The 22,414-nt window shown below is 57.3% G+C and carries 21 protein-coding genes; 11 read left to right on the top strand and 10 right to left on the bottom strand.

Annotated features, from left to right (window positions below; all coding sequences use genetic code 11):
• The coding region (locus A3K90_RS01480; RefSeq protein ID WP_303680822.1) for an HAD-IC family P-type ATPase at window positions 1–2,298 on the bottom strand (2,298 nt) is incomplete at its 3' end.
• Window positions 2,299–2,494: 196 nt separating this feature from the next.
• On the opposite strand from A3K90_RS01480, the gene A3K90_RS01475 reads away from it, so the two are divergent.
• From A3K90_RS01475 to A3K90_RS01455, 5 genes are all read left to right on the top strand, one after another.
• Window positions 2,495–3,682, top strand: coding sequence for an iron-containing alcohol dehydrogenase (locus A3K90_RS01475; RefSeq protein ID WP_303680821.1), 1,188 nt, complete (start codon window positions 2,495–2,497; stop codon window positions 3,680–3,682).
• A 203-nt stretch (window positions 3,683–3,885) separates the two neighbouring features.
• A complete protein-coding gene (locus tag A3K90_RS01470; protein ID WP_303680820.1) occupies window positions 3,886–5,373 on the top strand; it encodes a SulP family inorganic anion transporter in 1,488 nt (495 codons plus the stop codon).
• A 20-nt stretch (window positions 5,374–5,393) separates the two neighbouring features.
• Window positions 5,394–6,245 (top strand): universal stress protein, encoded by an 852-nt coding sequence (locus A3K90_RS01465; protein WP_303680819.1) that lies wholly within the window; start codon window positions 5,394–5,396, stop codon window positions 6,243–6,245.
• Between the two features lie 660 nt (window positions 6,246–6,905).
• Entirely contained in the window at window positions 6,906–8,243 is a 1,338-nt protein-coding gene (locus A3K90_RS01460) for an ATP/GTP-binding protein (RefSeq protein WP_303680818.1), read from the top strand.
• Window positions 8,243–8,857, top strand: coding sequence for an RloB family protein (locus A3K90_RS01455; protein ID WP_369690400.1), 615 nt, complete (start codon window positions 8,243–8,245; stop codon window positions 8,855–8,857). Before A3K90_RS01460 ends, A3K90_RS01455 begins: the two co-directional genes overlap by 1 nt.
• Window positions 8,858–8,892: 35 nt before the next feature.
• On the opposite strand, the gene A3K90_RS01450 is transcribed toward A3K90_RS01455, so the two are convergent.
• The 6 genes from A3K90_RS01450 to A3K90_RS01425 form a co-directional block, all read right to left on the bottom strand.
• Window positions 8,893–9,666, bottom strand: a complete 774-nt coding sequence (locus A3K90_RS01450) for a response regulator transcription factor (RefSeq protein ID WP_303680817.1) — start codon at window positions 9,664–9,666, stop codon at window positions 8,893–8,895.
• Window positions 9,663–12,824, bottom strand: a complete 3,162-nt coding sequence (locus A3K90_RS01445; RefSeq protein ID WP_303680816.1) for a PAS domain-containing protein — start codon at window positions 12,822–12,824, stop codon at window positions 9,663–9,665. The genes A3K90_RS01450 and A3K90_RS01445 overlap by 4 nt, the downstream gene beginning before the upstream one ends.
• Before the next feature lie 112 nt (window positions 12,825–12,936).
• A complete protein-coding gene (locus tag A3K90_RS01440) occupies window positions 12,937–13,950 on the bottom strand; it encodes a UbiA family prenyltransferase (protein ID WP_303680815.1) in 1,014 nt (337 codons plus the stop codon).
• Between the two features lie 56 nt (window positions 13,951–14,006).
• Window positions 14,007–15,392, bottom strand: a complete 1,386-nt coding sequence (locus tag A3K90_RS01435; protein WP_303680814.1) for a radical SAM protein — start codon at window positions 15,390–15,392, stop codon at window positions 14,007–14,009.
• 65 nt (window positions 15,393–15,457) lie between these two features.
• Complete coding sequence (locus A3K90_RS01430; RefSeq protein WP_303680813.1) at window positions 15,458–15,715, bottom strand: bacteriochlorophyll c-binding family protein; 258 nt, start codon at window positions 15,713–15,715, stop codon at window positions 15,458–15,460.
• A 70-nt stretch (window positions 15,716–15,785) separates the two neighbouring features.
• The gene (locus A3K90_RS01425) at window positions 15,786–15,923 is read right to left on the bottom strand and encodes a hypothetical protein (RefSeq protein ID WP_303680812.1); all 138 of its coding nucleotides are present in this window, start codon (window positions 15,921–15,923) and stop codon (window positions 15,786–15,788) included.
• Between the two features lie 210 nt (window positions 15,924–16,133).
• Between A3K90_RS01425 and A3K90_RS01420 the strand changes: the two genes are divergently transcribed.
• The 6 genes from A3K90_RS01420 (at window position 16,134) to A3K90_RS01395 (ending at window position 19,871) form a co-directional block, all read left to right on the top strand.
• Window positions 16,134–16,361, top strand: coding sequence for a chlorosome envelope protein B (locus A3K90_RS01420; protein ID WP_303680811.1), 228 nt, complete (start codon window positions 16,134–16,136; stop codon window positions 16,359–16,361).
• Window positions 16,362–16,438: 77 nt separating this feature from the next.
• The gene (locus A3K90_RS01415; protein WP_303680810.1) at window positions 16,439–16,768 is read left to right on the top strand and encodes a hypothetical protein; all 330 of its coding nucleotides are present in this window, start codon (window positions 16,439–16,441) and stop codon (window positions 16,766–16,768) included.
• A gap of 286 nt (window positions 16,769–17,054) precedes the next feature.
• Window positions 17,055–17,309, top strand: a complete 255-nt coding sequence (locus A3K90_RS01410; RefSeq protein WP_303680809.1) for a hypothetical protein — start codon at window positions 17,055–17,057, stop codon at window positions 17,307–17,309.
• A 3-nt stretch (window positions 17,310–17,312) separates the two neighbouring features.
• Window positions 17,313–18,275, top strand: a complete 963-nt coding sequence (locus tag A3K90_RS01405) for a phosphatidylglycerol lysyltransferase domain-containing protein (RefSeq protein WP_303680808.1) — start codon at window positions 17,313–17,315, stop codon at window positions 18,273–18,275.
• A gap of 277 nt (window positions 18,276–18,552) precedes the next feature.
• Window positions 18,553–19,053, top strand: a complete 501-nt coding sequence (locus A3K90_RS01400) for a DoxX family membrane protein (RefSeq protein ID WP_303680807.1) — start codon at window positions 18,553–18,555, stop codon at window positions 19,051–19,053.
• Between the two features lie 5 nt (window positions 19,054–19,058).
• Window positions 19,059–19,871, top strand: coding sequence for a tetratricopeptide repeat protein (locus A3K90_RS01395; protein ID WP_303680806.1), 813 nt, complete (start codon window positions 19,059–19,061; stop codon window positions 19,869–19,871).
• 26 nt (window positions 19,872–19,897) lie between these two features.
• Here A3K90_RS01395 and aroQ read toward each other — a convergent pair whose 3' ends face one another.
• Genes aroQ through hslV form a run of 3 tightly spaced genes read right to left on the bottom strand, consistent with a single transcriptional unit; the run spans window position 19,898 to window position 22,410 of the window.
• The gene (aroQ, locus tag A3K90_RS01390; RefSeq protein WP_303680805.1) at window positions 19,898–20,353 is read right to left on the bottom strand and encodes a type II 3-dehydroquinate dehydratase; all 456 of its coding nucleotides are present in this window, start codon (window positions 20,351–20,353) and stop codon (window positions 19,898–19,900) included.
• 17 nt (window positions 20,354–20,370) lie between these two features.
• Complete coding sequence (gene hslU / locus A3K90_RS01385; RefSeq protein ID WP_303680804.1) at window positions 20,371–21,819, bottom strand: ATP-dependent protease ATPase subunit HslU; 1,449 nt, start codon at window positions 21,817–21,819, stop codon at window positions 20,371–20,373.
• Window positions 21,820–21,861: 42 nt separating this feature from the next.
• A complete protein-coding gene (gene hslV / locus A3K90_RS01380; RefSeq protein WP_303680803.1) occupies window positions 21,862–22,410 on the bottom strand; it encodes an ATP-dependent protease subunit HslV in 549 nt (182 codons plus the stop codon).
• Window positions 22,411–22,414: the final 4 nt, after the last annotated feature.

Here is a 22,414-nt window from a genome sequence, read left to right as displayed (position 1 = left end):
TATCCGCCAGGACACAAAAGGCGAAAGCAGCGGCTCGTCCTGCTTTCGGGGACTTCGCCGCATCACGTTCTTTTCGGGCTTCTCAAAAGCCAGCGCGAGGGCAAGGGTGACGGCCGTAACCATGTTCACCCAGAGTATCTGCACCGCCGTTATCGGCAGCGTGTAGCCGAGCAGGACAGCGAACAGGATGCTCAAAGCCTCCCCCCCGTTGGTCGGCAGCACGAACAGAATGGACTTGATCAGGTTGTCGTAGACGGTTCGGCCCTCTTCCACCGCATTGGCTATGGTGGCGAAATTATCGTCCGTCAGCACCATTTCGGCAGCCTCTTTCGACACCTCCGTTCCCTTTCCGCCCATCGCGATGCCGACGTCAGCACGCTTGAGGGCCGGCGCATCGTTGACCCCGTCGCCTGTCATGGCAACCACGTTGCCACCCGCCTGCAGCGCCGTCACGAGGCGGAGTTTATGCAGAGGGCTGCTGCGTGCGAACACATCGATCTCCGCCGCCTTGCCGATCAGCTCCCGGTCATCCATGGATTCGATTTCACTTCCCCGAAGGACCTTGAGCCCGTCCCCTATGCCGGTTATTCTGCCGATTGCCCTGGCCGTATCGGCATGGTCGCCGGTAATCATCTTGACCCGTATGCCGGCATCCCGGCAGCGGGAAACCGCCTGCGCCGCCTCCTCTCGGGGTGGATCGATCATGCCGACAATCCCTACGAGACCGAACCCGTCCTCCACATCCCCGAACCCGAGCGCGCTTTGCCGGGTCGTCACCGGCTTGCATGCAATCGCCAGCAGCCGCTCCCCGCGGGAAGCCATATCCTCAGCCTTTTTCTGCCAGAACTCAGGCCTCAAGGAACCCTCACCCTCATCCCTCCATACCGACCCGCAACGCTCTAAAACCACTTCAGGAGCCCCTTTCAGGTACACGTAGGCCCTGCCGTCATGATTGTGGTGCAAGGTCGCCATGAACCGGTGCTCCGATTCGAACGGGATGAGATCGATGCGCGGCCACTCCTCCCTCTCGGCATCGACCGAATACCCCGCCTTCATGCCAAAAGAGACCAGCGCCCCCTCGGTCGGATCCCCGGAAAGAACCCACCGGCCATCCTCCTGCTCAAGGACGGCATCGTTGCAGAGCAGCGAAACATGAGCAAGCATCCTGAGGTCGGGGTGAAGGGCAAGATCAACCTCCCGCCCATCAAGCACAAAGGCCCCGTGCGGGTCGTATCCAGCTCCTGTCACCTGGAACCCTTTATCACCGAGCGCGATGGAACGCACGGTCATTTCGTTGCAGGTAAGGGTTCCGGTCTTGTCGGTGCAGATGACCGACACGGAGCCGAGGGTTTCGACCGCAGGCAGCCTCCGGATGATGGTGCGCCGTCGGGCCATGGACTGCACGCCGATGGCAAGCGTGATCGTCATGATTGCCGGCAGGCCCTCGGGAATGGCCGCAACGGCAAGCCCGACGGCGGCATTGAACATTTCCTCCGGCCGGTACCCCCTTACCCATACACCAAAAACGAACATGAAGATCGAAACGGCAACAATGGAGATGGTAAGGGTCCGGCCAAACGCCTCAACCCGCCTGAGCAAGGGTGTCTGGAGGGTTTCGACGGTCGCCAGCATCGAACTGATCCGGCCGATTTCCGTTCCGTCTCCCGTAGAAGTGACCACCCCTTCCGCCTTGCCGTAGGTCACCAGTGTTCCCGAAAAAGCCATGGAAAAGCGATCGCCGAGTGCTGTTCCGGAACGCACCGCATCCGTGTTTTTTTCAACCGGAAGCGACTCCCCCGTCAGAATCGACTCATCCACCCTCAGTTCCTTTACCTTCAGGAGGCGCATATCAGCCGGCACCTTGTCGCCCGACTGCAGCAGCACGATGTCTCCCTTTACCAGATCCTCGGCACTTACTTGATGCGTCCTGCCGTTCCGGCGTACCAACGCCTGCAGGGAAAGCATTTCCTTGAGGGCATCCATGGCTTTCTCGGCTTTACCCTCCTGGACAAAGCCGAATATCGCATTCAGCACGACCACGCCGAAAATCACCATGGCATCAACCAGATGGTTCAAGGCCACCGTCAGGATTCCGGCCGCCAGCAGCACATAGATCAGGAGATTGTTGAACTGCTGGAGAAACCTGATGAACCAGCTTACTTTCTCTTGAGGTGTCAGCCGGTTCGGACCGTCCTCCCCAAGTCTTTTCAGGGCTTCCTCCCGGGTGAGGCCTCCTTCGGAGGAATCAAGTGCCTCAAGCACCTCACCGATCCCTGCCGAATGCCATTCAAGCTGCATGAAGCGCTCCTTTTATTGTTACACAATTGGAGTGGCGCTGCTACGGGGGGGGGTATCGCTGTCATCAACAACAAACGCTTCCTGAAAATTCATCCCCCCTTCCGATCTCTCTTGCGGGAAGAAAATCCTTGCCGCATTGACTCTTTGACTGCTACATTGACTTCAATACAGAACCCATCAGTTCAAGGAGCAACGCATGCAATTCGAATACCAGAACCCCACACGCATCATCTTCGGAACAGGAACCCTTTCACGGCTCGGTGAAGTGGCCCGCCAATACGGCACCAAGGCGCTCCTCGTCACCGGCGGCGGAAGCGCCCGGCGGAACGGATCACTCAAAAGGGCGATTGCAAGCCTCAATGCCGCAGGCCTCAGCGTCGTTGAATGCGAGGGAGTGGAACCGAACCCGCGGATAACGAGCGTCCGGCGCGGCGCCGCCTCAGCCCGTAACGAAGGCTGCGAGCTCGTCATCGCCCTTGGCGGCGGCAGCGTCATGGATGCGGCCAAAGTCATGGCTGCGGCAGTCCATTATGAAGGCGATCCATGGAACATGATGGCACACGGCCAGACGGACCGGAGGCTTCCCGAACGGGCACTCCCCGTCATTACCGTACCGACGCTTGCGGCAACCGGTTCGGAAATGAATGCGGGCGCCGTCATTTCCGACGAACAAAGCACCCTGAAAGCCGTCGTATCGGCAACATGCCTCTATCCGAAAGTCGCAGTGGTCGATCCCGAGCTGAGCATCGGCGTCCCCCGTGCAGAGACCGCCTACGGCATCGCAGACCTCATCACCCATGTCACTGAATCATACTTCAACGGCATCGACGGCACGCCGGTCCAGGACCGCTTTGCCGAAGGGGTCATCCTGACTGCCCTGGAGTGGGGACCGAAGGCCGTCATCAACGGCACGGACATCATGGCCCGCGAGCTTGTTCAGTGGGCCTCGCTCGTCGCCCTCAACGGATGGGTGCAGGCCGGCACCCAGTCCCCGTTCCCCGTGCACATGATCGAGCACTCCATCTCGGCCCACCACGATGTGGCACACGGCGCCGGCCTCTCGGCCATCAACGCCTCCTGGATGCGGTTTGCCGCAATGCGGCGTCCGGAGCGGTTTGCCCTGTTCGCGAACCGCATCTTCGGCGTCCGCCAGAACGGGCCGGCTGACATTGATGCCGCCATGGAAGGAATCGATCGCCTCGAAGCGTTCCTCAAAAACATCGGCTGCCCGACCAGCCTCGGCGAACTGGGCATCGGCGAAGAACTCCTGGAGCGCTATGCAAAAGACACGCTTCTGGTCGTTCATGACCTTGAAGGACGACTTCCGGGCCGCCCGGCAATGAGTGAAGCCGACATCATCGCAGTTCTCAGAAACTCTCTTTGAAGCCGGGCCGGCACTGCAACTGCATGCCCTCTATCGGAACAGGGGGTTTTAAAACACGGCGGGAAATCGTACATTCAGCAGTACATTTTTCCACCAAGGACCCCTGTTCCCCGCTCCCGTAACGGGAACTATGCCTGCAGCACAACCCTTCACACCAGGTGCGCTCCAGATAGAGGAGCTCCCCGCACCTGCCCCCCGACCCTATGCGAAAGTCCATAAAGAAAGAGTGGTTCTCCACCCCCAAGAGCGACTTGCTGGCAGGCCTCGTCGTCGCCCTTGCGCTCATACCCGAAGCCATCGCGTTCTCGATCATAGCGGGAGTTGACCCGAAAGTCGGCCTCTATGCATCATTCAGCATCGCCGTCATCATCTCTTTCACAGGCGGGCGGCCCGGCATGATTTCAGCGGCCACCGGTGCCATGGCTCTGCTCATGGTGACGCTCGTCAAAGACTACGGTCTCCAGTACCTTCTTGCCGCAACCCTTCTCACCGGGGTCCTCCAGATCATTGCCGGCTATCTCAAGCTCGGCAACCTCATGCGCTTCATCTCCCGGGCGGTTATCACCGGATTCGTCAACGCCCTTGCAATCCTCATCTTCATGGCCCAGCTTCCCGAGCTCACCGATGCTCCCGCTGCCGTCTATCTCTTGACTGCGGCGGGACTGGCCATCATCTACCTTTTTCCGCTCATTCCAGTCGCAGGAAAGCACATTCCCTCTCCGCTCGTTGCCATCCTCTCCCTGACGGCACTCTCAATGGCACTCGGGCTTGACATCCACAGGGTCGGCGACATGGGAACACTACCCGACACACTGCCGATTTTCCTCCTGCCGGAGGTGCCCCTGAACCTTGAAACACTCCGCATCATCCTGCCCTACTCCATCGGCCTCGCCATTGTAGGGCTTCTGGAAACCATGCTGACATCCACCATTGTCGACGACCTCACCGACACCGCAAGCGACCGCAACCGCGAATGCCGCGGACAGGGCATCGCAAACATCGGCGCAGGCCTCGTCGGCGGCATGGCAGGCTGCGCCATGATCGGCCAGTCGGTCATCAATGTGAAGTCGGGAGGGCGCGGCCGGCTCTCAACACTCTCTGCCGGCGTGTTCCTGCTCGTCTTCATCGTCTTCCTCGGAGACTGGCTGAAACAGATTCCCATGGCAGCCCTGGTAGCCGTCATGATCATGGTCTCCATCGGCACCTTCTCCTGGGACTCGCTCCGCAAACTGAAAAGCTATCCGCTTTCCACCAACATCGTGATGCTCTCCACCGTCGTCGTGGTCGTCGCAACCCACAACCTCGCCATCGGCGTCCTCGTCGGCGTGCTGCTGGCCACCCTCTTCTTCGCCAACAAGGTTGGCCACTTCATGGTAGTCAAGTGCGACGAAACGCCTGAAACCGAACGTACCTATAAGGTCATCGGGCAGGTCTTCTTTGCCTCGACGGAGAAGTTCACGGCATCGTTCAACTTCCGGGAGGCAATCGAGCGTGTCACCATCGACCTCTCCGAAGCCCACTTCTGGGATGTCAGCGCCGTCACTGCGCTTGACAAGGTGGTCATGAAGTTCAGGCGTGAAGGCACCGAAGTGAAACTCGTCGGCATGGACGAAGCCAGCGCCACCATCGTGGACCGTTTCGGACTGCACGACAAGCAGGCAGAGATCGAAAAGATCCTGGCCGGTCATTAACGAAAGAGAGGAGAACACCCATGACAAACATACTGGCCTGTATCGACGGATCTCTTGCGGCAACTGCCGTCTGTGACGCTGCAGCATGGGCAAGCCGCCGGCTGCAGGCTCCGCTCGAGCTGCTCCATGTGCTTGAAAAGCCCGATAAGCCGGCCGGAGGGGACCTCTCGGGCTCGATCGGCTTCGGCACCAGGGAACAGCTGCTGCTTGAACTCGTAGCCCTTGAGGAGAAGAAAAGCCGGCTGCTGCAGCAGCAGGGAAAAGCCATGCTCCAGGCCGCTCGAGAGCGGGTGGAAGCCTCCGGAGCAGGCCCTGTCGCATCGCGCCAGCTGCATGGCCCGCTCGTCGACATCCTCGAGGACCTGGCAGCTGAAACACGCCTCTGTGTCATGGGCCGGGAGGGGGAATCAAACCCGAGGGCACACCGGGCAATCGGCAGCAACATCGAAAACGTCATCCGCACCATCTCCCGCCCCATCCTTGTCGTACTGCCCGGATTCCAAAAACCCCGTTCGTTCATGATCTCCTTTGACGGCAGCCCGACGGCATGGAAAGCAATCGACATGGTCGCCGGCAGTCCTCTCCTCGAGGCCATCCCCTGCCATGTGGTCATGGCGGGCAAAGCTGCCGACACCCGGCAGAACGAGCTGACTGAAGCCTGCCGGATACTGGGGGAAAAGGGGTTCAGGGTGACGGACGCATCACTCGACGGCAACGCGCACGACGCACTTCTCGGATACCGCCGGGAGCACGACATCGACCTCATGGTCATGGGTGCATACGGACACTCCCGCATCCGGCAGTTCCTCATCGGCAGCACCACGACGAAAATGCTCGCCTCAAGCGAGGTGCCGCTGCTTATCCTGCGCTAAGGGGCGGATAAGAACACGGCCTTCGGCAGCTGAGACCGGGAGCGCAGATACCCTCCTCTGATACGCCCGCCTCAATCGGATTGAAATGCAGGCTACAATGGCTTCGCCCCGTTGCCTGACTTGACGGGGCTGCAGGAGTACGTCTCATATCCACCCTCCGTCCCGGCCAGTCTCACGTCCAGTACGCTGAGGCCTTTTTTCCAAGGCTGATACGTCTCTAAACACCTGTCTGGTTTTTTCGGGGATGATATATTCGGCCCCCCCATTTTCAACCAGATCTTGAAGCGTCGGCTTGAAAACACTTGGTCTCCCTGCTGAATCGCAAGGGCTATGGGAAACTCTGCAGCTGGTAATGGCTCTTTACCAGAATGCATCCGATTCCGGGGTTTTCCTCAAAATCGCCTGCACCCGAAACGCCAGCCTTCATTCAATATCCTTTTCAATCAACTCCGAATCGGCGTTCTTTCCGCATCAGATCATACCCACTCAAAGAGTGTTACCGTCATGAATGGCGAAAAGAAGAACGCGCAGATCCGCTGAAAAAAGACTATACAAAAAAACCGGCTTGCGAGATATTTTCTCCTAGGATTGAGGGTATGACTTATAATATCTATATTAAAACCAATCGAAAGAGATTTATCCTCACAAACATGGCCACATATGCTCATCAGCGTCTCCCTTGAAAACTGGATGTCTTTCCGCGATCCCACCAGGTTCTCGATGGTTGCCAGTCGCGAACGCCAACACGGGGAAAGAGTCGCCAAAATCAGCAAATTCAACACCCGAATACTCCCTATCGCAGCGATATACGGAGGGAATGCATCGGGCAAAACCAACTTCTTCAAAGCACTGAACTTTGCCAAACTGCTCGTAGTCAAAGGGACACAGCCCGACAGCCCTCTTCCAGTGGAAACATTTCGTCTGGATAGTGCAAGCGACAACAAACCAACACGGTTCAGCTTCGAGATCCTCATCAACGAAACACTCTACGAATTTGCCTTTGCCGTGACCACCGGGGCAATTGTTGAAGAGCAACTGACCGTTATTACCAGCTCAAGCGAAAAAGAGCTGTACCGGCGTCACAACAACACCATTAAGTTCGAACCATCCCTTCAGAAAGACTCTTTTCTGCAGTTCGCTTTTCAGGGTACCCGTGACAACCAGCTGTTTTTGACAAACGCCATCTCGCAGAAAGTAGAAACTTTCCGACCAGTCTATGACTGGTTCAAAGATACTCTGGACCTCATTGCCCCTGATTCACGCTTTGAGCCATTTGAACAATTTCTTGATGACCGACACCCACTCTATCCGGCAATGAACGCCATGCTCCGGGAGCTCGATACCGGCATCGACCATCTTGGAAGCGAGGAAATGCCTATTGATCATACCCCTCTCTCCGAACCAATGAAAAGACTTCTGCAAGAAGAAGTCAAGGAAGGCACCAGTGTCAGATTGATGTCCGGCAGGAACGATCGTTTTGTATTTACCCGGAGGAATAACAAACTGACAGCAAGGAAACTGGTCTCCTACCACACGAAATCGGACGGAACTGACGCCAAATTCGAGATGCATCAGGAGTCGGACGGCTCACAAAGGGTTATTGACCTACTCCCCGCATTCCTGGAGCTCGCCGATTCTCGCCGCAGTAAAGTCTTTATTATCGATGAAGTGGACCGTAGCCTCCATACCCTCCTCACACGGAAGCTGCTTGAAGCCTATCTTGCCGGCTGTTCCTCCGAAAGCCGCTCACAACTGTTGTTTACCACTCACGATGTACTGCTTATGGATCAGCTGTTGCTGCGGCGTGATGAAATGTGGATTGCCGAACGCAAGTCATCGGGATCGTCCAGACTGACATCTTTCAGCGAATACAAAGATGTGCGGAATGACAAAGACATCCGAAAAAGCTACCTGCAAGGCCGTCTTGGAGGCATCCCCCGTATTCTCTCCGGCAATACCTTTGCCAATCTGAACACGAAAGGACAGGAGGCCGGGTAATGGCACGAAAACGCCGGACAATATCCCGTCCCATGGGAGAGAGGCCCTACAAAAAGCTCTTTCTTCTTGCGACTGAGGGAGGAAAGACCGAACCGGCGTATTTCAGCCTCTTCAATGACGATTCAATGACAGATGCGTCGGTACTCCATGTACGATGCCTGAACGGCAAGCATAAGAGCTCACCACCTCACGTCCTGAAAAGGATGACGGCATTTCTCCGTGATGAAAAGATCAGGCCCTCCGACGAGGCCTGGGTGATCATTGACAAAGACCAATGGACAGATCAGCAGATCGACCAATTGCACCAATGGACACAAGGAAACAGGCAGAACTTTCTTGCACTCAGTAACCCGAAATTCGAATACTGGCTGCTCCTGCATTATGAAGATGGTCAAGCACTCCGCTCATCCAGAGAGTGCACCGAGCGCCTGAAAGGATGGATCCCCGGCTATGACAAAGGGCTTAGAGGCGCAAAAATCAACCCGGAGCAAATCGATGCGGCAATTCGACGGGCAAAAACGCGGGACAATCCGCCATGCAAAGACTGGCCGAAAACATTCGGCCAAACGACCGTTTACCGTCTTGTGGAGAACATTCGAAACTCTCAGCCCTGAGACTCCAGGATCTTTCCCCACCCCTTATGACCCCGTCACTCGATATATAACGGCTCCGAGACGCTGTAGCCTTTGGCGCGAAGGGTTTTGACGGGAAGCCGTGATCCGCTTTCCGATGCTTTCTGACGCAGACGGTGGATGAGCACGTCGAGCGCCTGGCTGCCGGAACCGGCCGGATCATAGCCGAGGGTTTCGATGAGGCTTTGGCGGGAAATATTGGTTCCGGATGCGGAGGCAAGGATCTCAAGAAAGTCGACCTCCCTCGAAGACAGCTTGATCTTTGCGCCTGCAGGAGTAATAAGCACTGAATCAATGCGAAGAAGCCTCCATCCGGCAGCGCGGGGCGTCTGCGGCTGGCGCGGGGATCCGGAGCCGCCGTCCCCCTCATGCAGGCCGACCCGGCCAAGATTGCTTTCGATCGTTGCGACAAGCTCCTCTGTATCGACCGGCTTGAGCAGGTAGGTATCGGCCCCGGCACGGTAAGCCGCAATGCGGCTTTCGAGAGCTCCACGGGCGGTCAGGACGACAATGCGCATGTCGGTATTGTTCCTGATGTACTCGGCAAGCACCACACCGTTCTGGTCGGGCAGGCCGAGGTCAAGGATGACGAGCTCACAGGGATTCTCGGCAACCTTCTGGTAGAACTCCAGGGCACTTCTGGCCCCGACCACTTCATAGCCGCAGAGCGAGAGTGTCTCCATGAGGCTTTCACGGAAATCGAGGTCATCTTCAACGACGATGATCCTGTGGGGGGAACATGCCTTTCGGCCAACCGCCTGTTCTTCTACTGGTGCTGAAACTATAGTCATGGGTTCGCCTGTTTGTCTTCGTCCGGGGACTCGATGACGGATGGAGTGACGGAAGGAATGACGGATGGAATGACGGATGGAGTGACGGATGGAGTGACGGATGGAATGACGGATGGAGTGACGGATGGAGTGACGGATGGAATGACGGATGGAGTGACGGATGGAATGACGGGAAGCGTGATTGTCACGACAATCCCTGAAGCCTGTTTGCTCAGCGCAATATGACCCTCGTGCTGTGTAACGATGTTCTTCACGAGCCAGAGCCCGAGGCCCGCCCCTGCGGTATTGCTGGAGTTCCCTCCCCGATGATATTTCTCGAAGAACAGGTCCATGTCCACGTCTTCAAGGGGTTCGCGCAGCTCGTTGCCGACATCAATCATGATATGACCCGGCCCGGCCTTCCGGCAGGTGATGCTGATTGGCGACTCATCGGGTGAATACTTCCGGGCATTGTCAAGCAGGTTGAAAATGGCAAATTTGACCCCGGACTCCTCCCCGTATACCCGCACATCCTCCAGGCAGTTCTCAAACAAGACGCTTCTTTCTTTCCATATCCCGGAAAACGCTTCGACCTGGGATTTGATGATGCCGGCAAGCGGGAGTTCGTGCCTGCCCGTCACCGATTTATGACGGTCGGCCATCCGGCTTTCCTGGATGGAGACCTCAAGCACCTCGACCAGGCGGGCAATGCTCCGGTCAATCTTTGCAAACTCCTGGCGGTTCTGGAAATTCCCCATCTTATTCTTCATCTTGACGAGGTCGAGATTGGTCCTCATGATGGCCAGGGGCTTCCGGTATTCATGGGAGATCATGCTCAGGAACCGGTGCAGCCGCTCCACCTCTTTCTGGAGCTGGATATTGCGGTCGGCAATCGACTGCTCAAGGCGGCTGATGTTCTGCTGCTGCATTTTCTCGAGCGTGACATCGACCATCATGACCAGCATGACCGCCATGCCCTCGAACTCGATGAATTCCGTGGAGTAGAGCACATCGACCAGGTCACCGTTCTTTTCGTGCAGAAGGACCTGGCGGTTGCATATCCGTTCGCGCTTCAGGGAGGCCATCTCAATGGCCTGATAGTCCTCACTGCAGGCATGGATGCCGATATCGGGTCCTGTGCGGCCGAGTACCTCAACAAGAGTGTAGCCGAGCAGGTTGAGCCAGGCATCATTGACATCAATGATCTTGCCCGTATCGATCTCCTTGATGCTGATGGCTATCGGAGCATTGTCGAAAATGCCCCTGAATTTCCGTTCATTTTCCCGCAGCTCGTCATCGAGCCGTTTGCGGTCGGTGATGTCCATGATGGTGCCGACATACCGGTCTAAAGCGCCCTGGGCATCAAGCTGTGGTTTGCCCCTGCAGGCCAGCCAGTGGATGGTACCGTCCTCAGGGTGGCATACCCGGAACTCGATATCGATCTCGATTTCACGGTTGGCCGCCTGCATGACGATACCGAACGTCTGCTCCCTGTCCTCCGGCAGGACATTGCTTTCGCAGAGCTTGTGATTGTTGGGTTTGCTGCCGGACTCAAGGCCGTAGAGCTGCCAGATCCGGTCAGACCAGAACACCTGATCATGCTTCAGATCCCACTCCCATACGCCCGCTTTCGTGGCCTCAAGGGCAAAAGCCATGCGGGCCTTGTTTTTGAGCAGCTGCTCCTCAAGCGATTTCTGTTCGGTGACGTCGATGACCGTCCCGAGGTATTTGACGATGGCTCCGGAGGCATCCCTGCGGGGCTGCCCCCTCGAAAGCAGCCAGAGCATCGAGCCGTCCGCCCTCGGAACCCGGTATTCGAAGGAAATCTCCCTCCCTTCAGCCGAAGCGGACTGCACCGAGAGGCAGGCTGCATCCCTGTCCTCGGGATGGAGCGTTTCCGCCCATACGGCAAAAGACGGCTCACGGGAGTGCGGCTCAAGTCCGTAAAGGGCCCATACCTCATCCGACCAGGTATTGCGTCCAGTAAGGAGATCCCACTCCCAGATTCCGGCCTTCGCCGCAGCCAGAGCCTGTTCGAGCCTGCTCCGGTTTTCGATCAGTTCAATCTCGGCAATCTTGCGTTCGGTGATGTCGGTAATGAGGCCGATGTACTTCACCGCCTTTCCGGAAGCATCACGTTTCGGCGATCCCTGGGACTGGAGCCAGTGCAGGGAACCATCACCCGGATACGTCACCCGGAACTCCACCGAGGCCTCCCTGCCGCCCGTCACCGCATCCCTGATCATATGGCTGACATACGGGCGGTCCGCCTCATGCACCGTCGACATACAAAGCTGATGGGTCAATGCCTCGGAGCCGGGAGAAAGGCCGTACAGCCGCCATACCTCTTCAGACCACAGCAGTTCATCGGTTTCGACATTCCACTCCCAGATGCCCGAACATGCAGCTCCGAGCGCAAAAGAGAAACGCTCCTTGTTGTCCAGCAGCTCTTCTTCCAGTTTTTTCTGTGCGGTGATGTCAATCGAGATACCGATATAACCCTCAATCGCTCCCCGGCTGTCGTGATAGGGTCTGCCGCGGCTCATGACCCAGCGCGTACGACCCTCGTCCAGAAGAAGGCGATACTCGATATGCATGTCGACGCCAGAGGAGCTGCAGGCTGCAAAGGCCTGCATGGTCCCAGCGCGGTTCGTCGGGTCGAGCCGCTCCTCCCATATCGCCAGTGAAGGCGGTTCGCCCGTGTTCTGCATTTCAAAAAGACGCCACAGCCCCTCCGACCATTGAATTGCTCCGGTCTTCAGGTTCCACTGCCAGGAGCCGGCATCGGCGGCATTCAGGGCTGCGGAGATGTTCGGGTGGGAATGGTCGGGCGCTCTGCTCCCGTCACCATCGCCGGGAAAGGTGAGGACCAGTGCCCGAACGACACCGTCCGGAGATGGCAGGGGGCGGACATTGCCAGAAGGCAGTCCCGTCTCCAGCACGTTCCGGGAGAGCAGCAACAGCTCTTCAGCATTGGTGGAGGCGAGGGGGGAGGAAGAGAGGATCTCAAAAATGCTCCGTCCGGCAAAGAGATGGCCTGAAAGGCCGAGCCATCTCTGAAAGAGGGCATTGGAATGAAGAATGCGGCCGTCAGGGTCTATGACGGCAGCTTCGTACGGAACGAGCTCGAGGATCGTCTCGATTGCAGGTGCATCGGGGATGGACGTATTCTTCGTCATGTATTGCTCTCGGTCCGTTCCAAAAGGAAAATAACTTCAATAAATGAAAGTTTTTAAAGATCACAAAGCACTACCCTGCCGCAGGCCCCCCCGAACGCGGTTCAGAGGCACCTCACATGTACTTTATGCCGATGAGTGCCGCCGCAGCGAACTGGTTGATGAGGAAGAGGATGTTGTTGACCAGCTGGAAACGCAGAAAAGCGTTATGCTCGTTCACCTCACTCTTTCCAATCGCGTTGCCGAACCCGTCATCGGCAGCACCCTGCATGAATGATGCGCCGGTGCTCGGATCGCGGTATATCGGAATCTGTACGGCAATATTGATCCCGAGTGAGACCATGATCATCACCATCAAGACAGAAAAGCCCCACTGCCATGCAAGAAAGGCAAACCCGGCAAAGGTCAAATCAATGATGAGGAATGCCACCAGAAACGTGTAGCGTGAGCCGATGAGCACGGTCAGGGATTTCATGCCGCTCTCGGCATCACCCTTCTGTGACTTGAAATCGTTCATGATGATGAGCGACATGGCCATAAAGAAATTCAGGACCCCAAGCCAGACGATTTCGGGGCGGATGTCGCTGAAGAGCACGTTGGCCGAAAGATAGGTGATGAAGCCGTAGGACATGCCGACAGCCGGAGCGGAAAGGAAAATGTTCTTTTTCAGCTTGAAGGGCGGCGCTGAATAGACAAATCCGAGAAAAAGCCCCGTCAGCATGCAGACTGCAAACACAACCCCCCGCTGTCCCCCGAGGTGGAGTGAAATGCCGGTGCAGATCAAAAGGGCCAGAAGGAGCACGATTCCCCAGTTCCAGGCAGCCTCACGTTCGGAAATCCTTCCGGATGGGATAGGCCTCGTCGGCTCGTTCATGCGGTCGAGCTCGAGATCGAAATAGTCGTTGACCGACTGGCTGAACCCGGTTCCGAGCGGACCGTAAATGATGAAAAGGAGCAAAAGGAGCAGATAGTCGTAAGAGGTCGGCTGCATGGCTCCGGTTCCGATGACCCCGCAGGCCAGACAGGGAAAAACGCTGATCCAGGTTACCGGATCGAGGAGTTCGATATGGGTCTTGATTTTATCCATCAGACCTGAAGTCTGCTGCCGAAAGGGGGCTGTTGCATGCATGAGGAGAGTGCTAAGGGGTTGTCTTCCTGATGGACTGAAATAAGCCCGGAAGTGGTTCAGAGATAGATGGATGGCTTGAGGCTGCGTGTGAAGCGGTTCATCTGCAGGTTCGCAAGCCAGACCCAGTTCAGCCGCTTTCCCTTCATCCGCCGCGCAATGGCCCGACCTTTATAGACCTCCTTCTGCACCTTGACGAAGTGATCGAGGAACTGCCGGGAACCGAGCCCCTTCGGCTCGAACATATAGTGATAGGTATCGTATTTATCCCAGTCCATATGGCGGAGACGGGGTTTCATTTCCTCGAAGTACGGGGTACCGGGAAACGGGGTGACGAGAGAGAATACCGGGAAATCGATCCAGTTCTCCATGATGAAGTCATAGGTCAACTGAAAGCTCTCAGCACTGTCGTTATCGAACCCGAACATGAAATATCCCTGAATGGCAATCCCCCGGGCGTGAAGGTTGTCGACAACCGCGGAGTAGTCCTCCAGCCGGTTCGAACCTTTATGCACGCTTTTCAGGGTTTCGGGATTGAGCGATTCGAACCCGATGCTCATGAGATCGCAGCCGGACCATGCCGCAAGCTCTGCAATCTCGGGATCGTGGAGGAAATTCATGGAGATGTTGGCATTCCAGCGGATGGCGAGCCGCCCCATGTGGCTGAGAAGCTCCTTGAAATAGACAGGGCGGAAACTGATGTTGTCGTCCATGAAGGAGAAGTGGAGCGATCCCCTCCCCAGGCGGTCCTGGTGATAGCGAATTTCGTCGAGAACCAGTTCGATATCACGGTACCGGTAGTTCTTCCCGTATATGGTCGGCGTCGTGCAGAAATTGCACCCCACAGGGCAGCCTTTTGTCGCCAGCACAGGAATCCTGTTACTGTATCTGCGGCTGTTCCTGCTTTGGAGCACATAGGTAAAATCAGGCCGTGCCATCGCATTCATCGGCCTGAGGGCATCAGCCCGGTAGACAGGCTGCATCCGCCCCGCAAGGATGTCCCGGGAGAGCTCCGGCCATACGGACTCAATCTCCCCGTATACGACCGAGGTGGCATGCCGGCATGCCTCATCAAGAGACATGGTGGGATGCACGCCGCCGAGGAGCACCGCCCGCCCCTGCGCTTTGGCTTTATCAGCAATGGCATAAGCCCTTGTGGCATTCAGGGTCCGGGAGGTGAGGGCAACGACATCATATCGGGAAAAGTCTTCCGGGATGGTGTCGCCGAGCCGCTCATCGATGAAGTCAACATCAAAAACCTCGCCGGCAAGGGTCGCAACCATGACGAGGTTCAGTGGCATGCTGACTCTTCGGGAGTCGACCATCATGCAGGTATTGCTGCGGGGCTGGATGAGAAGCCATTTCTTGCGTCCGCTCCTTGAAGGATGCTCCGGACCGACGCCTTCAGACGCCGGCCTGGAAGCAGCAGTGAATGGAGAGGTCATACGTCAGAAAAGGAACCGTGATGATTCGAACGACATTCGGGAAGAGAGAACGGCAATCATGCTGTTCACGAATCAAAGCGGCTGGAGACCTCCTTGGTGGGGCTGGCATATCCGGAAACACGGGGTGAACTGCCGCGAAGGCTTCCCATGCCGGACGAGCCGCCGTAGAGCTGGGGGTAGGCATTGGCACCGAGGCGCTTGGTGCACTTGCCGACATTCTCGAGATAGTCGCCCACTACCCACCAGTGCCCGTCGATGAACACCTCAAGTAACCTGCCGTAGGCCTCGGCACCCTTGACGAACGCACCGTTAAAATCTTTCATAACTGATTATTTCTTATTGACCAATAATGACAACAGACGCAAGAAATGTAATAAAAACGCCGATGAGTTCCTAAATCCGGTCCGACTCGCCCGTACTGAACCCGCAGCGGGAGTTCGGAGTCTCGGGTTTCGACTGCTGCATCTGGCCGTCCCCATCCTCGACCGATACCCGGATCCGACGCTTCAGCGCTGGAGGCTGCTCATGCATCTCACAGCGGCTGCAATGAAAACGATGTAAAACAGCTTCAACTGCAGCAGTAAAGCGCGCTGCAACAAGAAAAGAGAAGTACCCGCGACCGGTCATGCTCAGTGGGGGAAAAATTCAACGAACCTTTCAAATATTACAAAATAAACTTATAATTCCGATAAGAATTAAAAGATTCAGGCTTTTCCATCAAACCCTAAAACCACAACCACCATGGCAAACGAAACGAACGTGGACGTCACGAAGACGGTCAATGATCTGATGGGCGCAGTCGGAAAGATCGGCCAGATGCAGGTTGACATCGTCACCCAGATTCTGAACTCAGCCGCTTCAGCAGTTGAGCCGCTCGGGAAAACTGCCAGCGAACTGGTCGGCAATCTGACCAGCACCCTCACCTCCACCCTGCAGAACGTTACCTCGTCAATCAACCCCCAGAAGTAACGCAGACGCTCTTTTCCTGGACGCTTCACGACCCGGTCACGTGAAGCGTCCTGATTTATAACCCAAACGCACAAGCCATGCCAGAATCCGCCAGCTCAGCCTCAAAACCTGCACAGCAGGGCGTTCAGGGCCTGGCAATGCTTGCACCGTTCGTCGGCACTCCACTCTGCCTGCACGCTCTTGGAGGCGCGTTCTTTATGGGCGCCGGCATTGCAGCCACCCTCGTACCGATTGCTCCCGCGGCAGTCCCCATCCTTGGAGCGCTTGCATCAAAAAGCGACCTCGGCGCCATCACCGAAAAACTCTTCGGGCGGGGCAGCACTCCGAAAAACCAGCCATCTGTCGTTGCCGGCCCGGTCACCATCAACGATGGGATAAGCCAAGCAGCAGCCGAAGGCACCGTCTAACCAGAAAATAAGTTCACCCCTTATGATCAGGTGATTATGGCTTCATGCCGTCCAGTCGGCATGGAAAAACTACATCCATAAAATCGAGCAGTGCTCTGCGGAGAATAACTTCAGCGAACATCTCCGCCAGAAACTCGATCTTGATATGACGCTCGAGGAATTCGGCGAAATGGTGTTCATTGAAGGCTTCACCGCCGGCGAACAATACGGGCGCAAGCTGCAGGTACCCAAAGGGCACCACAAAATCAGAATGAATTAACAACAGCAAAACACAGGAGACAACCCCTTGAACCAGAACCCGATAGCTGCCGCCGCAACAGCAGCAGGAGCCGCCGGCGGAGCAGCGCTGCTGGCCCCTGTAGCAGCACCGGCACTGCATGGCATTGCAGGCATTGCCGTCATTGGACTCGGCCTTTTCGCCGCCGGAACAGCCGTCGTCAAAACGGCCGGCTTCATCAACGAAAAAGCCACAGGACTGTTCGGCCACAGCGCCGAAGGAAAGCCCGGTCGCTCAACCGGGGAGGGGTCCCGGAAACGGTAACCGATGTACGCTTCACTGCCCTCAAGCTGGCACAGGAGCGAAGAATGCGCTCCCCGGTACCACACCCTCACCCTCCCCCTATCCCGCCATACCTGGATTCCGTTTGCGGACATACCCCCGTCTTTCGATCTCACGACACTCTACAGGGAACTGCACCGGCTGCATCCTGAAGGGTTCGTCATCCGGGGCTGTCCGCCGGAAGTCAGCGCACTGTTCCATTCTTTCGGCGACGATACCCTGCGCACGGGAATGGATGCGGTGCTGGATCTCACCTCAGACAGGCACTTTGAAGGCAAAAAAGTCCGGGCTGCGCTGAAGCGTGGATGGCGACACGGCCTTGTTGAGGAAATCCCCTGCGCCGCCCTTGCTTCAGACTGTCTTCAGGTACTCCAAAGAGAATCACCCCATGCAGGAAAACCCATGCTCCGCCATCTGTTCCGGAGCAACCCGCTGGAAACGTCACGCTGTTTCGTCTTCCGGTCTTTTACCGGTGCCCGGCTCGCCTGCCTGACCCTCTCCAGACAGGGAAGGAACGCCTTCCATACCGAACTCATGCTTCGGAGCGCCAAAGCACCGGGAGATGTCATGGAATGCCTTATTGCCGGAACAGCAGAACAGCTAAGGGCTGAAGGCGCTGAACGACTGAGCCTCGGGGAGGTTCCCTTCATGCTGCGCGAACCGGACCATCAGCCGCTCATACTCCTTGAACGGATCCTGTTCGCCGCAGCACCGCTCTGCAGGCACGCCTATGACTACATGGGCCTCTATGCCTTCAAAAACAAGTTTCGTCCCCTGTGGCGCACCATGCGGCTGTGTGGAGGCCCCGGCGTGGAACTCAAGCCGCCCCTGCTCTTCGAGCTTGCCTATAGCGCAGGATTTGTAGAACTGCTTGCCCAGAGTACCCTGCAGCATCTCGACCTGCTCGCTGATGATGATGAACCGGCAACCGGAAGGGAACCTGCATGAGTGAAGGAACGCATGCGGGGCTCAGCATACGCCAATGGACAGTGAAGCAGGCCCTCGCCTGCCGGTACCGGGGGCGCTCATAAGATAGAGCACCCGAAGCCATACGATAGCGGCTCTCGTGAATCCTGATTCATTCGTCGCCCGTTCGAATCAAAACCCATAAAGCAGCGATGTCCAACCGCTCAAAGCGTGCGCACTGAAGGATGTGCAACAGAATTTGCGTATACTTTCAATACCCGATTCGGACACAACCTGCAACTTTTTCTCTTGAAGGAACATGAGCGATTTCGAATGGAAGGCCGGATGGATGCGCCAGCATCCGCTGAAAAGCATTGGAGTCATCCTCTTTCTCATCGGGCGATACCTGTTTGCCGCCATCTTTGTCTACGGGTTCTGGCACAAGCTGGTGAAAGGGTGGCTATGGAGCGACCTGATGGAAGGATTCTTCACCCTGCGGCTCAGTGAACTCGAGCCGGGCTCGCTGCAGGCGCTCTATCTTGAGCATTTCGCAATTCCTCTTTCGATGCCGATCGCCTGGATCGTCACCGTCGGGGAACTCATCATCGCGGCGGGACTCATTCTCGGTCTCGCGGTAAGGGCCAATGCGGCATTCGCGCTCTTTCTCTTCCTGAACTTCACGGCCGGCGCCTATTTCAACTGGTCGATGCCGCCCCTCATGCTCTACGCCATACTCATGATGCTGCTTCCCTCAGGACACTGGCTCGGGCTTGATCGGAACCTGCACAGAAAACATCCGGACTCAATCTGGTTCAAATAACGGACATGCAGCACTCCGCTCCAACGATCCACCGCATCGGTATCCTGGCCATCGGGACCCTACTGGCCTCTCTTTTGGCCCTTGGCGGAACCAGACCGGCAACGGGCGAAACGCACGCCCTTGAAGCCATCAACCAGGGCGACCGGGCATTCTGGAAGATGCAGTATGAGAGCGCCGATTCGCTCTACGGCATTGCGCTTAAGGAGAACCCGGCCAGCTCCGAAACCCTGTGGAAGATGGCCCGGCTCCAGGTGAGCCTCGCTGAATCGCTGCGCCCGGACCGCCGCCGGGAACGCATCGTGCATTACCGTAAAGCGGTTGACTACGGCCGGCAAAGCATTGCCCTTGACAGCACCAGTGCACCGGGCCATGCCTGGCTTGCAGCAGCTCTCGGCCTCCTGTCGGAAAAGAGCGGACCGAAAGACAAACTCCACAATGCAGAGGAAATCAAACACGAGCTCGACACGGCGCTCCGGCTGAACCCGAACGAGCAGACGGCGCTCTCCATGCTGGGCTCCTACTACCGGCAGGCTGCCTCAATCAGCTGGTTCAAGCGGATGATGGGGGGCACGTTCGTCGGAAAGATGCCGAAAGGCTCTTACCCGGAAGCCAGAGAGACGTTCAGGAAGGCAATCACCCTGGACCCGAGGGTAATCCGCAACTATCACGAACTGGCACTTGTGGAGCTTGAGATGGGCAACAGGAAAAAAGCGGTGCAGCTGATGCAGGCTGCACTGGACAAGCCCGTCCTGTTCTACAGCGACCGCCGGCGCCTGCAGGAGATGCGCCGGCTCATCGAAAAGCTGAAGGACGACTGAGACCCGGAGAGCCGCCGGCCTTCCGGCTACTGCTTCGGTCCCGCTTCAGCCAGTGAAAGAAGAGCCTGCACGCCGAGATGGTAGCTCTCCTCTCCGAATCCGCTGACCACCCCCCTGCATACTGCAGAAATCACCGATTTGCTGCGGAACTCCTCACGGGCATGGATGTTGGAAAGATGCACCTCCACCACGGGGAGGGCAACGGCACTGATGGCGTCACGCAGGGCGATGGAATAATGGGTCAGGGCCCCGGCGTTCAAAACGACCCCCCTGCAGGCTCTCCGGTCTTCGCTGTCGTAGAGCCGCTCGATGATATCCCCCTCATCCTCGGACTGGTAGAATTCAAACGACACGTCAGGAAATGCAGCCTCAAGGGCGGCGTTGATGTCCGTAAGGGTCCGGTGGCCATAAATGGCCGGCTCGCGTTTACCGAGCCGTGAAAGGTTCGGGCCGTTGAGTACGAGGATATGCGGTGCGTTCATATGGGTCGCAGTCAAGGTTACAGGATATACTGGCTGAGGTCCCTGTCGGAGGCGACATGGCTCAGCTTGTCCTTCACCATCTTTTCGTCGATGGTGATCTTGCCGGAAGAGAGATTTTCGGGGATGTCGAACATCAGCTCTTCAAGCAGGTTGGTCATGATGGTATGCAGCCTGCGGGCACCGATGTTCTCAACGCTCTCGTTGACAACGGCGGCCGTCCTTGCGATTTCGCGGATGGAGCCTTCGGTAAACTCTAGTTCCACGCCTTCGGTACCGATCAGCGCCCGGTACTGCTTGATGAGGGCGTTGCGCGGCTGGGTGAGGATAAGGAAGAAATCATCCTCGGTGAGGCTTTTCAGCTCCACGCGGATCGGGAACCGGCCCTGGAGCTCGGGAATGAGGTCGGAGGGCTTGGCGACGTGGAATGCGCCTGAGGCAATGAAGAGCACATGGTCGGTTTTGACCATGCCGTGCTTGGTGGCCACGTTCGAGCCTTCAACGATCGGCAGGAGGTCGCGCTGTACCCCTTCGCGGCTGACGTCGGGCCCTTTGGTGCCGGAACCGGTGGAGGGTGCGGCGATTTTATCGATTTCATCGATGAAGACGATTCCGGACTGCTCGACCTTGGTGATGGCCTCTTTGACCACACTGTCCATGTCGATGAGCTTCTGGACCTCTTCCTGTTCAAGGATCCTGCGGGCATCGGCAATCGAGACACGGCGCTTCTTGCGCTTGCGCGGCAGACCGCTCATGAGGTCCTGCATGATGCCGCCGATCTCCTCCATCTGGCCGAGCGGGCCGAAAATCTGCATCATCCCGCCCTGGGAATCACCCGATACGTCCATTTCGATCTGGCGCTCTTCGAGCTTGCCGCCGCGGAGGCGCTGGCGCATCTTCTCGCGGGTACGGCGGTTGGCTTCCTCCGCACGCTCTTCACCGGTTGTGATGATGGCGCCATCCTCCCCTTCCTCCTGAAAGCTTTCCTCCGTCTCAGCCGATGCCGGTACGGGAGGAAGCAGGATGTCAAGCAGGCGGTCCTCGACCAGTGAGGCCGCTTTTTCGCGGACCTCCTCGCTTTTTTCACTGCGGACCATTGCGACCGACTGGTCGACAAGGTCGCGGATCATCGACTCCACGTCGCGGCCGACATAGCCGACCTCGGTGAACTTGGACGCCTCGACCTTCACAAACGGAGCACGGGCGAGTTTTGCCAGGCGCCGTGCAATTTCAGTCTTGCCGACGCCGGTGGGGCCGATCATGATGATGTTGTTCGGCATGATTTCATCGCGGAGCTCCTCTCCCACCATCTGGCGGCGGAGGCGGTTGCGCAGGGCGATGGCAACGGACTTTTTGGCGTCCTTCTGGCCGATGATGTATTTATCAAGCTGGGATACGATCTGGTGCGGTGTCAGATGCATGTCACGAAGGGACTTCCCTTCAAGGGCATCCTCTGTCTTATGGGTCATTGGGTGGAATTAGAATATTGCTGAAATACTTTTCTCTGCCTGCTACACCTCTTCGACCACGATGTGGTTGTTGGTGTAGATGCAGATTTCGGCGGCGGTTTCAAGGCTTTCGCGGACGATGTCACGGGCACTGAGCCCCGTATGCTTCATGAGGGAACGGGCTGCGGCAAGGGCGAACATGCTTCCGCTGCCGATGGCGACGATGCCGTCTTCAGGTTCGATGACATCCCCCGTGCCGGAGATGATGAGGGCCCGCTCACTGCTGACGATGGCAAGCATGGCCTCAAGACGGCGGAGATACTTGTCGGTCCGCCAGTCACGGGCGAGTTCGACGGCAGCGCGTTCGAGCTTGCCGTTATATGCCTCGAGTTTCTCTTCGAATCGGTCGAGGAGCGTGATTGCGTCGGCTGTGGCACCGGCGAACCCTGCCAGAAGCCGGCCCTGGTAGAGTGAACGGATCTTGCGGGTGGAGTGTTTGACGACCGTGTTGCCGAGCGTCATCTGCCCGTCACTGCCGAGGGCGGCTTTGCCGTCGCGCAGAACGCCGATCACGGTGGTTGATCGGATTACGGGCCTCTCTGGATGCTTCATGCGA

It is taken from the genome of Pelodictyon luteolum (assembly GCF_001622165.1).
Classification (GTDB): Bacteria; Bacteroidota; Chlorobiia; order Chlorobiales; family Chlorobiaceae; genus Chlorobium; species Chlorobium luteolum_B.
Note: the sequence above shows the minus strand (reverse complement) of the source record. Positions and strands in the feature narration are given on the sequence as shown.